This is a genomic window from Vibrio aestuarianus (assembly GCF_012395185.1).
Taxonomy (GTDB): domain Bacteria; phylum Pseudomonadota; class Gammaproteobacteria; order Enterobacterales; family Vibrionaceae; genus Vibrio; species Vibrio aestuarianus.
The window spans coordinates 46,666-60,339 of sequence record NZ_JAAZTU010000001.1 but is presented as its reverse complement, the minus strand read 5'-3'; the positions used below and the strand labels follow the sequence as shown (position 1 = coordinate 60,339).

General features: G+C 44.7%; 8 protein-coding genes. 4 read left to right on the top strand and 4 right to left on the bottom strand.

Going from position 1 to position 13,674, the window contains the following annotated elements; all coding sequences use genetic code 11:
- The first annotated feature begins 17 nt into the window (after positions 1-17).
- Positions 18-1,151, top strand: coding sequence for a glycerate kinase (locus tag HGG78_RS00270; RefSeq protein WP_172531774.1), 1,134 nt, complete (start codon positions 18-20; stop codon positions 1,149-1,151).
- A 112-nt stretch (positions 1,152-1,263) separates the two neighbouring features.
- Here the strand turns inward: HGG78_RS00270 and acnB are convergent, their stop codons facing one another.
- The 4 genes from acnB to hrpB all read right to left on the bottom strand — a co-directional run bounded on the left by acnB (position 1,264) and on the right by hrpB (position 11,269).
- Positions 1,264-3,852 (bottom strand): bifunctional aconitate hydratase 2/2-methylisocitrate dehydratase, encoded by a 2,589-nt coding sequence (gene acnB / locus HGG78_RS00265; RefSeq protein WP_172531773.1) that lies wholly within the window; start codon positions 3,850-3,852, stop codon positions 1,264-1,266.
- Positions 3,853-4,087: 235 nt separating this feature from the next.
- Positions 4,088-6,346 carry a patatin-like phospholipase family protein gene (locus HGG78_RS00260; protein ID WP_422108872.1) on the bottom strand — a complete coding sequence of 753 codons (2,259 nt, stop codon included), beginning with the start codon at positions 6,344-6,346 and terminating at the stop codon, positions 4,088-4,090.
- An 88-nt stretch (positions 6,347-6,434) separates the two neighbouring features.
- The gene (mrcB, locus tag HGG78_RS00255; RefSeq protein ID WP_172531771.1) at positions 6,435-8,804 is read right to left on the bottom strand and encodes a penicillin-binding protein 1B; all 2,370 of its coding nucleotides are present in this window, start codon (positions 8,802-8,804) and stop codon (positions 6,435-6,437) included.
- On the bottom strand, positions 8,801-11,269 hold the full coding sequence (hrpB, locus tag HGG78_RS00250) for an ATP-dependent helicase HrpB (RefSeq protein WP_172531770.1): 2,469 nt from the start codon (positions 11,267-11,269) through the stop codon (positions 8,801-8,803). The genes mrcB and hrpB overlap by 4 nt, the downstream gene beginning before the upstream one ends.
- Before the next feature lie 55 nt (positions 11,270-11,324).
- Between hrpB and sfsA the strand changes: the two genes are divergently transcribed.
- The 3 genes from sfsA to gluQRS all read left to right on the top strand — a co-directional run bounded on the left by sfsA (position 11,325) and on the right by gluQRS (position 13,590).
- A complete protein-coding gene (sfsA, locus tag HGG78_RS00245) occupies positions 11,325-12,068 on the top strand; it encodes a DNA/RNA nuclease SfsA (RefSeq protein ID WP_168523285.1) in 744 nt (247 codons plus the stop codon).
- A gap of 136 nt (positions 12,069-12,204) precedes the next feature.
- Positions 12,205-12,648, top strand: coding sequence for an RNA polymerase-binding protein DksA (gene dksA / locus HGG78_RS00240; RefSeq protein ID WP_053311311.1), 444 nt, complete (start codon positions 12,205-12,207; stop codon positions 12,646-12,648).
- 72 nt (positions 12,649-12,720) lie between these two features.
- A complete protein-coding gene (gluQRS, locus tag HGG78_RS00235; protein ID WP_172531769.1) occupies positions 12,721-13,590 on the top strand; it encodes a tRNA glutamyl-Q(34) synthetase GluQRS in 870 nt (289 codons plus the stop codon).
- Positions 13,591-13,674: the final 84 nt, after the last annotated feature.

Below are 13,674 nucleotides of genomic sequence, written 5' to 3'. Positions count from 1 at the left end.
CGGTAAGGTTAAAAAAAATGAAAATTGTAATTGCTCCTGACTCATACAAAGAAAGCCTCACCGCGATGGGTGTTGCTCAAGCGATTGAAGATGGGTTTAAACAAGTTCTGCCAAATGCAGAATACGTTAAGTTACCGATGGCTGATGGTGGCGAAGGTACAGTGCAGTCTTTGGTCGATGCGACTAATGGCACTATTATTCATCATCCCGTGATTGGTCCTTTAGGTGAAGTGGTTGAAGGTTTCTATGGCCTGATGGGCGATGGTGAAACCGCAATTATTGAGATGGCAGCAGCTTCCGGCCTAGATTTAGTCAAGCCAGCACAACGCAACCCACTTAAAACGACAACTTACGGCACAGGCGAACTTATCAAGGCCGTATTAGACAAAGGCGTTAAGCACATCATCATCGGGATTGGTGGCAGTGCAACCAATGATGGTGGTCTAGGTATGGCGCAATCTTTGGGTATTCGTATGCTCGACATTGACGGTAATGAACTTGGTTTTGGTGGTGGCGAGCTCGCGAAGCTGGCGACTATTGATCTGAGCAACCTGGACCCTCGCTTAAGTACGGTGCGCCTGGAAGTGGCTTGTGACGTAGATAACCCATTGTGTGGCCCGAAAGGCGCATCTCACGTATTTGGCCCACAAAAAGGGGCGACACCAGAAATGGTTGAGTTGCTTGATGCGAACCTAGCGCATTATGCAAATATCATGAAACAGCAACTGAATAAAGACGTCGTCAATATGCCGGGCGCTGGTGCGGCAGGTGGTCTCGGCGCGGCGTTAGTTGGACTATTAGGCGCAGAACTACGACCTGGGATCAATATCGTGATGGATGCTGTAGATTTGGCTAACGTGGTTGCTGATGCTGACTTGGTCATCACCGGTGAAGGTCGTATTGATAGCCAAACCATCCATGGTAAAACACCGATTGGTGTTGCGCGTATCGCTAAACAATACAATCTACCAGTTATCGGTATCGCTGGCTGTCTATCTACCGACTGCGGCGTAGTGCACGAGTATGGTATCGATTCGGTATTTGCCGTCGTTAACCGTTCAGTTGATTTGCCAACGGCACTTGCAGAAGCAGCACAAAATATCGAACTAACCGCACGTAACGTTGCGGCTACACTAAAAATGCAATTTTAGCCATTCTATTCTGGTCGAGTCATCCAGATGAACTCAGTTGATGGCGAAAACCATTAGGTGAAAAAAAACCGCAGGTATTTATACCTGCGGTTTTTTTTGATAACAACTAACCTTATGCAGGTTCTTGGAAGATGACTTCCGCCGCTTTCTTGGTGTACTGATCCATTTTATGGAAGTTCAAGTAACGGTAAGTATCCGCTGCTGTCGCATTTATTTGCTGTGCATACTCTAAGTATTCTTCCTTAGTTGGAATACGACCTAAAATAGCCCCTACCGCTGACAGCTCAGCAGAAGCAAGATAAACATTCGCCCCTGTACCCAAACGGTTCGGGAAATTACGAGTTGAAGTTGACATCACAGTTGCTTTATCGGCAACTCGCGCTTGATTACCCATGCACAACGAACATCCTGGCGTTTCAATACGAACTCCAGCCCGGCCAAAGATGCCGTAATAGCCCTCTTCGGTCAATTGATCCTTGTCCATCTTCGTTGGTGGAGCAACCCACAAACGAGTATCAAGCTGCCCATTAAATTTCTCAAGCAGCTTACCAGCGGCACGGAAGTGACCAATGTTGGTCATACAAGAACCAATGAACACTTCATCAATTTTGGTACCTTGTACATCAGACAACAAACATGCGTCATCAGGATCGTTCGGTGCACATAAAATTGGCTGATCGATTTCCGCCAGATCAATTTCAATCACATGAGCGTATTCTGCATCTTTGTCCGCTTCCATTAACTCTGGGTTCGCTAGCCACTCTTGCATAGCGGTGATGCGACGTTCAATAGTACGACGATCGCCGTAACCTTCAGCGATCATCCACTTCAGCATCACGATGTTTGAATTTAAGTATTCAGCAATCGATTCTTGAGAAAGCTTAACCGTACAGCCCGCGGCACTGCGCTCTGCTGATGCATCTGATAGCTCAAATGCCTGCTCGACCGTTAGGTGTTCAACCCCTTCGATTTCTAGCACGCGGCCAGAGAATTCATTAATCTTGCCCGCTTTTTCTACAGTAAGCAGACCTTGTTTGATGCCGTAATAAGGAATGGCATGAACCAGATCACGTAACGTGATGCCCGGTTTCATCTCACCTTTGAAGCGCACCAAAATAGACTCAGGCATATCCAAAGGCATCACACCGGTGGCGGCAGCAAACGCTACTAAACCAGAACCTGCTGGGAATGAAATACCCAATGGGAAACGAGTATGTGAGTCACCACCAGTACCAACGGTATCTGGTAGTAGCATACGGTTTAGCCATGAGTGAATAACACCATCACCAGGGCGTAAAGAAACACCGCCACGGTTCATAATGAAATCCGGCAGAGTATGGTGTGTATTAACATCAACTGGTTTTGGATAAGCCGAGGTGTGGCAGAATGACTGCATGACTAGATCTGCAGAGAAACCTAAACACGCTAAGTCTTTTAGCTCATCGCGCGTCATTGGTCCGGTTGTGTCTTGAGAACCTACGGTCGTCATCTTAGGCTCACAGTATTGACCGGCACGCACACCTTCAACACCACACGCTTTACCGACCATTTTCTGCGCAAGTGTATAACCTTTTTCTGATGCTAAAGGATCAACAGGCTTAGCAAATAACTCAGACTCTGCTAGACCAAGAGATGCGCGAGCACGACTTGTTAATCCACGGCCAATAATTAGTGGAATACGACCACCAGCGCGCACTTCATCAAGCAGTACGCTGCTCAATTTGAAGCTTGAAATCTCAATACCGTCTTTGCGTACAACACCTTCATACGGATAGATGTCAATCACATCACCCATATGCATTTCTTGTACATTCAGTTCAATGGGTAGAGCGCCTGAATCTTCCATTGTGTTATAGAAAATTGGGGCGATCTTACCGCCTAAGCAAATACCACCAGTGCGCTTATTAGGTACATAAGGGATATCTTCCCCCATGAACCAAAGCACTGAGTTAGTGGCTGATTTACGTGAAGAACCAGTACCGACAACATCACCAACGTAAGCAAGTGGAATGCCCTCTTTTTGCAGTTCTTCAATTTGACTAATTGGACCAACGTTACCTGGTTGGTCTGGGTTGATACCATCACGTTCCATTTTCAGCATTGCTTTCGCATGAACTGGGATATCAGGACGTGACCAAGCATCAGGCGCTGGAGATAAGTCATCGGTGTTGGTTTCACCGGTCACTTTAAATACTTTAACGGTGATTTTTTCCGCTACTTTTTCTTTAGAGGTAAACCAATCAGCATCAGCCCAAGCCTGTAGCACTTGCTGTGCATAGACATTACCTGCTTTAGCTTTTTCTTCAACATCGTAGAACGCATCGAACATCAGTAGCGTGTGAGATAACGCTTTAACGGCAATAGGAGCGAGCTTTTCATCATCAAGTAAAGAAACCAGTGGCTCAATGTTATAACCGCCTTGCATTGTACCTAGCAATTGAGCCGCTTTTTCACGGCTGACCAGTGGTGATGAAACCTCACCTTTGGTAATAGCGGTTAGAAAGCCCGCTTTAACATACGCGGCTTCATCAACACCAGGAGGAATACGATTTTCAAGCAGATCAAGAATAAATTCTTCTTCACCTTGAGGGGGATTTTTTAATAATTCAACAAGTCCCGCGACTTGTTCTGCATCTAGGGGTCTAGGAACAACTCCTTCAGCGGCACGCTCTGCGACGTGTTTACGATAGGCTTCAAGCACGACTTTTTCCTCTCATTGCGGTTTACTCCATGGTTATAAACATGATGAGTAAACATCCTTGGAAACTTGGCTCTCCGTTGCCAGACACCTTAAATATGCTCAGCGGCAGAGAGGCCAAACTGTGGGACGCAGAATAGCAAATTTAACTTTAAATTAAAATCTTATCATTTTGACCAACATAGCAACTTAAGACTAAAGTTCTACGATATTTTAGTAACTTAACCAACATGTTCTATCAAAAATAGGTTCCGATACTCAAATATATCGAGTCAAAATTATCTTCTGTACGACCATAACCAAACATAATGGGTCCAATTGGAGAATCGATGCCAACAAAGAGCGAACCAGCTCTATATAATGGCGCGCTATCCAAACGAATATCAGGGTCAGACCAAACACCACCATATTCTATTGAGCCCCCAACATAAAAAGGGGAAGTAAATAGCCCAAAGTCATTATCAAACCAACGATAGCGGTATACTAAGCTAGTAAATACCTTATTTTGACCAATTAAACTATTACGAGGAATTCCTGATAAGTTTAAAAAACCACCAATGGCTTGAGGATCAATTGGCTGAAGTGAATTTTTACTGTACACCACACCGTAGTCTAAATTAGCGACCAAAGTATGGCGTTCGATACTGTAAGCACCAATAAATTCCGCCGATACTTCATAAGTTGTATCTGAAGTTTCATCGATACCTGCACTCTCAACATCAGCACTATTGTCATGTGAAATTAGGTATTCAAGATCTAAATAAACCCCTTTTCTTGGTAAGCTAAAACTATCTAACGTATCAAGTCGATACTTCGCGAATACACCAGTACGGGTATACTCCATGCCTCCGAACGACTGAAGGTTTGACACTTCTGCTTCACCATTTGTATATCTAGCGCCTAATCGAAACTCTTGCCAAAGAGTATATTGATAACCAACCGCGAGCTCCCCAACCCACTCGTTGTAAACAATTGGCAAGTAATCTTGTGTGGCTTCCAGTGATGAATCTTCAAAACCGCCCAAGGGAACAATACGATTATTATGACTAAATTCGATAAAACCAGTAGTGAAAGCTTTCTGCCCCGAAAACCACGGAGAAAATAGTTCAGCTTTGAACTGTTTATCTGTTCCTATTTCAACGTCCAAACGCAGTTCGGCACCATGAGCATTAAGATCCGTAAAATTGGTTGATACACCTAACGCATATTGACTATCAGCATGAAAATCATCTTCTAAGAAAAAACGAAAGTTGACGTAATTCGGCCCCCACGATTTTTCTTTTACATTAATCACCAGTTGATTTTTCCCTTCCTGCTCTCGGTATTGATAAGTCACCAGTTCAAAGCGGTCCAGCACATACAGCTCTTGAATACTCGACTCAATTTTTTCGGTAGACAGCACTTCACCCACCGCTAAATTCAAACGGTTTTTGAGGAGAAAATCACTATAGTGGGTTTGATTATTAAGAACGATTTCATCAACTTTAATCTCATCACCATGAGTAAGTTGCTTACGTCGAGATTGCTTATGATTGATATAATTTTGGTAGTCAGCAGTAGATAACGCGAGCTTGGACAACATCGATTGGTTAGCCATAACGACTTCATAACCGTTATCAAATGCTGCTGGCATTTTATCGAACTCGGTAGTTTCCATCGCCCCAACTTCAGGGTTTAATAGCACGTCATCGCTTGTTAATAAACTCGCTTGTGCATGGGTACTTCTCTGAACCAAATAATTGGAGAGTTGATTAGCGACCGTCAAAAAAGAGGTGAAGTCTTCCTGAGATTTATAATCGGTGCTGATATCAACGGCAATCACAATATCAGCCCCTAATTGACGAGCAACATCAACTGGCATGTTATTAATCACACCACCATCAACTAACCAACGCCCTTCTAATTCATAAGGAGGCAGAGCACCAGGTACAGACATGCTCGCCATCATGGCATCGACCAAATAACCACGATCGATCACCACTTGTTGTAGCTCAATGATATCGGTTGCAACCGCACGATAAGGAATAACAAGATCATCAAACGATTGAAACTCAGACAAATTACCTGACGTTTCTCGTAAGATCCGCAACATATTTTGTCCTTGCACCACACCTTTAGGTGAGCGTACTCCGCCCTTTCCTACCCCAAGATCGGTTTTTAATTGATAACGGTCTTCATATTCTTTATCTCTCACTCGGCGCTGACTGCGACTGACTCGGTCTCGGTATCCACTGTTCCAATCCACACTATAGATAAGGCTTTCAATTTCTTCAGCGCTCATTCCACTAGCGTACAAACCACCAACATAAGCGCCCATACTGGTACCGGTAATATAATCGATGGGAATGTGGAGCTCTTCCAACGCTTTTAAAACACCAATATGCGCTGCACCTTTGGCTCCACCTCCCGCCAAGACCAAAGCAATTTTGGGCCGAGAAGGAACTGCCGTTTCCTTGGCTTTTGAGTCACCTGCTAATGCAGAAACCGAGGGTAACACGAGTAGCAAGCACAATATGCCAGTCACAAAACGGTTCACGATTCTTCCTTAAATACCTTTAAAATCAGCTTAATATAAACGTCCATAATTACCACTGGAAGAGTTTTTTAAACCATTGTCCCGGCGGCTTGTCACAACCTTGTTTGATTGAGCCACTTTTATCCCAAATTGGCAACTTAAATTCATTGTTACAGTCAAGCACCAACTCACCATTTTGATCTTTTGCAAACCCGACCGTGGTAATACCTTGCGGCCAAGGCAGCTCTAATTTTTCGGGAATACGGTGCTTCAAATATTCGGCGTAAACACGCAAAGCACCACTGGACCCCGTCAACTTAATCGGCTGGTTATCATCACGTCCAAGCCAAACAGTGGTCACTTCACGCCCATCTATACCAACAAACCAGCTGTCACGGTTATCATTGGTTGTTCCCGTTTTACCTGCTAAGGCCGCCCAAGCAAACTGGTTATTTAGATAACGTCCAGTACCTTCAAGCACGCCACGCTTCATCGCATAGGTCGTCAGCCACGCCGCTTGTTGGTCGACAGCTTGAGACACTTTCGGCATTGATTGATAAAGTACATTACCATCCAAATCTAACACCGAACGCAATGCTGATAAGGAAGCTTTTTTGCCAGAATTGGTTAGCGTTTGGTACATTTGTGCAACTTGATAAGGTGTTAACGAGAATGCGCCTAAGAACATCGAAGGTACAGGGCGAATTTCATTTTTATCGATGCCTAAACGCTGCAATGTTTTTGACACATTATCAATGCCCAACTGCATACCAAGCTGAACAGTTGGGACATTCAGTGATTTAGCTAATGCTACATATAATGGAACTTCACCACGAAACTGACGATCATAATTACGCGGTGACCACACATTACCTTGACTGCCTTTAAGCGTAATAGGCTTATCCATTAACGTCGTTGCTAAGCTGTATTGTTCTGGCTGTTGCAAAGCCGTGAGATAAACCGCAGGTTTGACTAACGAGCCAATCGGACGACTGGCGTTTAACGCTCGGTTAAAACCGTCATAACCTGTACGTTTACCACCGACCATGGCACGAATTTCACCGCTATTTCGATCAACTGCAATCGCCGCGGCTTCCAAGTCTTTACCTGCGGTCTTAGCCAAAGTTGGAATTTGAATATCAACCGCTTGTTCCAGTTTTGCTTGTGAAACAGGGTCTAACGAAGTAAAGACTCTCAAGCCAACATCGGATTTAAAAGCATCACCAACCTTATCTTTCAACTCGATACTCAACTGCTGAAAATAGGCAGGTTGGCGACTCGCAATATGCGGAGTTTTCTGCACATCTAAAGGCCGACTGGCTGCTTGTTCAAACTGGTTAGCTGTCAAAATATCTTGCTGCATCATCAGCTTGAGAACTAAATCTCGGCGCTCTTTGGCTCGCTCTGGGTAACGGGCTGGGTTGTAATAAGAGGGGCCTTTGACCATGCCAACCAATAAAGCGAGCTGATCAATACGCAATTCCTGTAAAGGCTGACCGAAATAAAGACGCGAGGCTAAACCAAAGCCATGAATCGCTTCACCACCACTTTGGCCTAAATACACTTCATTCAAATAGGCTTCTAAAATGCGATCTTTGCTGTAACGGTGATCAAGAATAAGCGCGATATACGCTTCTCTTAATTTACGCCATAGCGTTCTGTCGCTAGACAGAAAAATATTCTTGGCCAATTGCTGGGTCAAGGTACTACCACCTTGCACCGTTCGTCCCGCTTTAATATTAGCGACCAGAGCTCGAATAATGGCAAAAGGAGAAACACCGTCATGTTGATAAAAATAGCGATCTTCAGTGGCCAATAAAGCATCAACCATCACTTCTGGAAATTGCTCTCGACGTAAAAAAAGGCGCTGTTCATCGTTGCCTTTTTCTAACATCCCCAACATTTTAGGTTCAATACGCAAATAGCCTAAATCCCCTTTATGCTCTAAGGATTGGATTCGCGATAATCCATTCTCATCAAAATACAACATGGCATGACGGTCAGCCTCCGGACCATCGGCAAACTCAAAAGGACGGCGAATAATTTCGATTTTAGCGGAAGAAGAAGAATACTCTCCCGCATAACGCGGTTGACTTACCTTGCGATAATTAAGCACATCCAATTCATTGCGCAGTTCTTGGATAGTGGTGCTATCACCAGGTTCAAGGTTTAAAATACGGGCATACACCACCGTTGGAAGATCAAATAATTGCCCTTCAAAACGCTGTTTGACTAACGTATCAAGGTAAATACCAACAAATAGCAGTACCGCGGCTAATGCCACACCTAGCTTCCAACTGATTCCCCACACTATTTTTAGCCAGCTTTTGTGTTGAGACGGCGTTTTTTTAGCTTTGGTTTTACGTTGTGGTGCACGACGTGGAGTGCTTGCTTTCTTTGTCGTTTTCTTCACTGCTGGCTTTTTATTATTGGTTGTCATTTCGTTAACTGTCGTTTGGTTTTTGTCGTGGCGATATGAGTGGCGGGATCATCTGGCCATACATGTTTGGGATAACGCCCTTTCATCTCTTTTTGTACTTCTTTGTACGCACCCGCCCAGAAAGCCGCCAGATCTTGAGTTACTTGTAACGGGCGTTGAGCTGGAGAAAGTAACTCCATTACCAATTTTTTACGCCCTTTCGCGATGCAAGGTGAATCGTGCTCACCAAATACTTCTTGCATCCTCGCGGAGAGCATTGGCTCGCCATGTTGCTGATAACGAATTGGCGCTCGATTACCGGTAGGCAAAGTATGGTGAGTCGGTAACCATTGCGCCAAATAGTTATTCAATGGCCATCCTAAGTAAGCATCTAAAGCATCCTCAACCGAGATTTGGCGCAGTCCTTTAGCCGATTTAATACCATTGAGGTACGGGGCTAACCAAACCTCCAACTGCTCAAGTAAGCTGTCATCATCACAGGCAGGCCAGTCTTCTTCGGGTAACCATTGTACGGCACACCTAAGACGGGTGAGTAATGCTTGCGCACCATCGCTCCACTGTAATACCGATAACCCCTTACGACGAACATAATTAAGTAAAGCTTGCGTGATTTTATCTTGATCCGGCTCTGCTAACACTTGGCGTTCAATAATTAACTTACCGCAACGCAACTGCTTTTCAGCGCTTAAGCGACCCGATTTTTCATCCCAATCCACAAATTCATCGCTATGAAATAACTCAGGAAAGTGAGATTGCAAAGCATGCATATCCAACTCTGCAGCGCTAAAGATCTGACTCGCACCAACGCGAGTGCGCATTAAGTCCACCGCAACCAAATAGTGAGCATGAGCTAATCGCTCTTCTTCACACACTTGAGCACCATGACCATTCGCCAATAAAAATTGCCCAGCTTGGCGACTATCGCGTAGCGCTGCAATACGATCAGGAAACGCAAGGCTTAGCACTATGGCAACCAGTGATTCATCGACTGAGGTAAGAGCGAATGTAGTCCCTAATTTGTTGGCCAAACTCATGGCACGTTTGTGCATGGCTTGAGCTTTATTGTGCTTACCTTGCTGCCAGCGAAATAAGCTATGTTGGACATCTAAGACATGACGCTCCGGCTCTTCAAGCAACGCAGCGACGGCCAATGCACTATTGAGCATCGCGTCGCTATGCGCTTTCGCTTTTAGTAACATACTGGCGAGTCGAGGTTCAACACCTAGATATTGAGCCTCTTGACCTAATGCAGAAAGCTGCTGCTTACTGTCCATTAAGTCAAGCGCATTAAGCAGTTGCCATGCTTGTTGCATAGCTGGTTGTGGTGGCACATCCAACCACGGCAATTCATTGACAGAAGCCACACCCCACTGGGCTAACTCCATCGCCAGTGGCGCTAAATCTGTGTGTAAAATTTCAGCGGATGAAACTTGAGGCTGCTGTTTATACTGAGCTTCACTATACAGACGTAAAGCGATTCCAGGCTCTAAACGACCAGCACGACCGGCACGCTGGTCGGCCGATGATTGGGCGATTTTCACTTGTTCTAAACGAGTAATGCCAGTTTTTAAGTCAAACTTGGCGACACGCTCCAGCCCTGAATCGACCACAATACGAATACCTTCAATCGTCAAAGAAGTCTCGGCAATATTAGTCGCCAATACTACTTTACGTCGCCCTGCTTTAGCGGATGTAATCGCCTGTTGCTGCATTTCACTACTCAACTGCCCATACAAAGGGCAAACGTCAATATCATCAGCAAGGTTAGACAATTGTTGTTCTAACTGCTTAATAGCGGAAACACCCGGCAAAAAAGCCAGCAATGAACCACTTTCAGAACGCATCAATGAATCAATATGTTTACCCAAGGTTGGAATCAGGTACTGATTCGCTTTTAACGGTGCGTAACGAATATCAACCGGGTATGAGCGACCATCTGATTCAACGTATTCGGCCAGCGGCAATAATGACTGTAAGGTGTGCTGATCTAACGTTGCAGACATCACCACCAACTTTAAGTCATCGCGTAAGGCCGACTGCACCTCCAAACTCAATGCTAAAGCGGTATCAGCATGAATACTACGTTCATGAAATTCATCGAAAATCAGCAACTGCACACCTGAAAGTTCCGGATCGGCTTGAATCATCCGCGTCATAATACCTTCAGTCACAACTTCGAGCTGAGTACAAGCACTGACTTTGCTATCACCACGTACTCGATAGCCAACAGTTTGCCCGACACGCTCACCTAACTGCAGAGCAATGTAGCTTGCAATGTTGCGGGCTGCTAAACGTCGAGGTTCGAGCATAATGATCTTGCCAGTTAAGATACCCGACTTAAGTAATTGCAGAGGAAAATACGTCGATTTACCCGCCCCCGGTGTCGCTTTAACAATTAACTGAGGGGAGTGTTGTATCCCAGCCAGTAGCTTGGGCATCACAGCTTGAATGGGCAATTGTGACAATGTGCAGTCCTTGTGTTTAAATGGCGGCAACATTGTACATAAAAACAGTAGATAAATGCAGTTCAATCCTCCACTTCAATCCGCGGTCTTGATTCAGCGCTATAAACGCTTTCTGGCTGATATCACAATGGACGACGGTACAACACGTACGATTCATTGCGCCAATACCGGTGCCATGACCGGTTGTGCTGACACAGGTAATCGTGTGTGGTTTTCCACTTCCGATAACCCAAAACGCAAATACCCCCACAGCTGGGAAATCAGCGAAACCACACAAGGAAATCGCATTTGCGTTAATACTGCTCGCGCTAATCAATTAGCCGTTGAAGCGATTGAAAATGGCGTGATTAAAGAGCTGGTAGGCTACGATCACTTACAAACAGAAGTGAAATACGGCCAAGAAAATAGTCGAATTGATATCTTGCTCAAATCAGAATCCAAACCAAAATGCTATATAGAAGTGAAGAGTGTCACCTTATTAGATGAATCCCACTCTACGACAGAGACCGCTGAGTACAACCCTGGACAAGGTTATTTTCCTGATGCGATCACAACGCGCGGGCAAAAGCATTTACGCGAACTAACAGAAATGGCTAAAAATGGAAGTAGAGCCGTACTTTTATTCACTGTTTTACATTCAGGGATTGAAAAAGTGTCGCCAGCGCACCATATAGACGCGAACTATTCACAATTACTTAAACAGGCGCAAAAAGAAGGGGTGGAAGTACTGTGCTACAAGGCTGTGCTTTCTGAAAATGAAATCAAACTGGTTAAAGCTGTAGAATTCGCCTATTCATGATAAAAAGTTGATGGCGTCTTCACATTGACAACAAGTTTACGATTCAGTGTTTGCCTACCATACTTCTTTTTGCTATAGATACCCGCCTCAAATTAGCTGCTCACGCAGTTGACTAGGTGTTAGTAGGAGACGCTGTATGCCAGAGAAGAAAAAAGCGATAGGCATCCTAGCCATTGCAGGTGTTGAGCCGTACCAGGAAAAACCAGGTGAAGAGTATATGTCACCTGAGCAGATGGCTCACTTTACAAAAATTTTAGGCGCTTGGCGTAGCCAACTTCGTGACGAAGTTGAACGCACGGTTAACCACATGAAAGATGAAGCGGCAAACTTTCCAGATCCTGTTGATCGCGCATCTCAAGAAGAAGAGTTCAGTTTAGAACTGCGTAACCGTGACCGCGAACGTCGTTTGATCAAGAAAATTGAAAAAACACTGAACAAGATTGAAGAAGATGACTACGGCTTCTGTGAGTCTTGTGGCGTTGAAATTGGCGTACGTCGCCTAGAAGCTCGCCCAACCGCAGACCTTTGCATTGACTGTAAAACGCTTGCTGAGCTTAAAGAAAAACAGATGCAAGGTTAATCCTAGCAATGTTAATAAAGGGAGCTTAAGCTCCCTTTTTGTTTTATTCCCTTCCCACTTGGATGAATCGCGATGAACTATATTGGACGATTTGCCCCTTCACCTTCTGGTCCACTGCATTTTGGCTCGCTGATCGCAGCGCTAGGTAGCTATTTTCAAGCAAAATCCCAACACGGCCAATGGCTGGTTCGTATTGAAGATCTTGATCCGCCAAGAGAAATGCCCGGTGCAGCCTCATTAATATTGCAAGCCATTGAAGCCTATGGACTGCTCTGGGATGGTGAAGTCGTCTACCAAAGCCAACGCCATGCGTTATATCAAAGCCAAATTGATCTCTGGTTAACGACTGGACAAGCCTATTACTGTCAATGTACACGTAAGCAAATTAAACAAGCTGGTGGCTTCTATTTAGGCTCCTGTCGTCATAAAAAGCTTTCATTCGCTGGCGATTGCTCGGTAAGATTGCGCGTCGACATGCCGATAGAATCATTTTTCGATCAAAAACATGGCGAAATTCACATTCCTAAGGCATTGGCAGAAGAAGACTTCATTATTAAGCGACGAGATGGTTTATTCGCTTATAATCTAGCCGTTGTCCTTGATGATATCGATCAAGGAGTAACTGAAGTGGTACGCGGCGCGGATTTAATTGAGCCAACGGGACGACAAATCAGCCTGTATCATTGCTTACATAAAACTCCGGTAAGCTATCTACATCTTCCATTAGCCATGGACGGAAGCGGTAATAAATTATCGAAACAAAATCATGCCATGGCGATTGATATTCAGAATCCTAAACCCACATTACTAAATGCAATGCGATTCTTAGGGTTCAGTATAAAACAAGAGATTAGCGACGCCTCAATCGAAGAAATCATCCAATGGGGCTGCCAAAATTGGCATATTGAACAACTCCCTCGGGAGATCGAGATCACACCGTGATTCTCAAAAGGCTATCCTTACGCTATTATTAGCCGCAAAATCGTCCCTATCGGGCACTTTTACTTAAAAAAGCAAGGTTGGCCA

What these genes read in the sequence shown, in the direction of transcription:
- HGG78_RS00270 (WP_172531774.1), top strand. Translation starts at nt 18, where the DNA reads ATGAAAATTGTAATTGCTCCTGACTCATACAAAGAAAGCCTCACCGCG.
- gluQRS (WP_172531769.1), top strand. Translation starts at nt 12,721, where the DNA reads ATGAACTATATTGGACGATTTGCCCCTTCACCTTCTGGTCCACTGCAT.
- sfsA (WP_168523285.1), top strand. Translation starts at nt 11,325, where the DNA reads ATGCAGTTCAATCCTCCACTTCAATCCGCGGTCTTGATTCAGCGCTAT.
- dksA (WP_053311311.1), top strand. Translation starts at nt 12,205, where the DNA reads ATGCCAGAGAAGAAAAAAGCGATAGGCATCCTAGCCATTGCAGGTGTT.
- mrcB (WP_172531771.1), bottom strand. Translation starts at nt 8,804, where the DNA reads ATGACAACCAATAATAAAAAGCCAGCAGTGAAGAAAACGACAAAGAAA.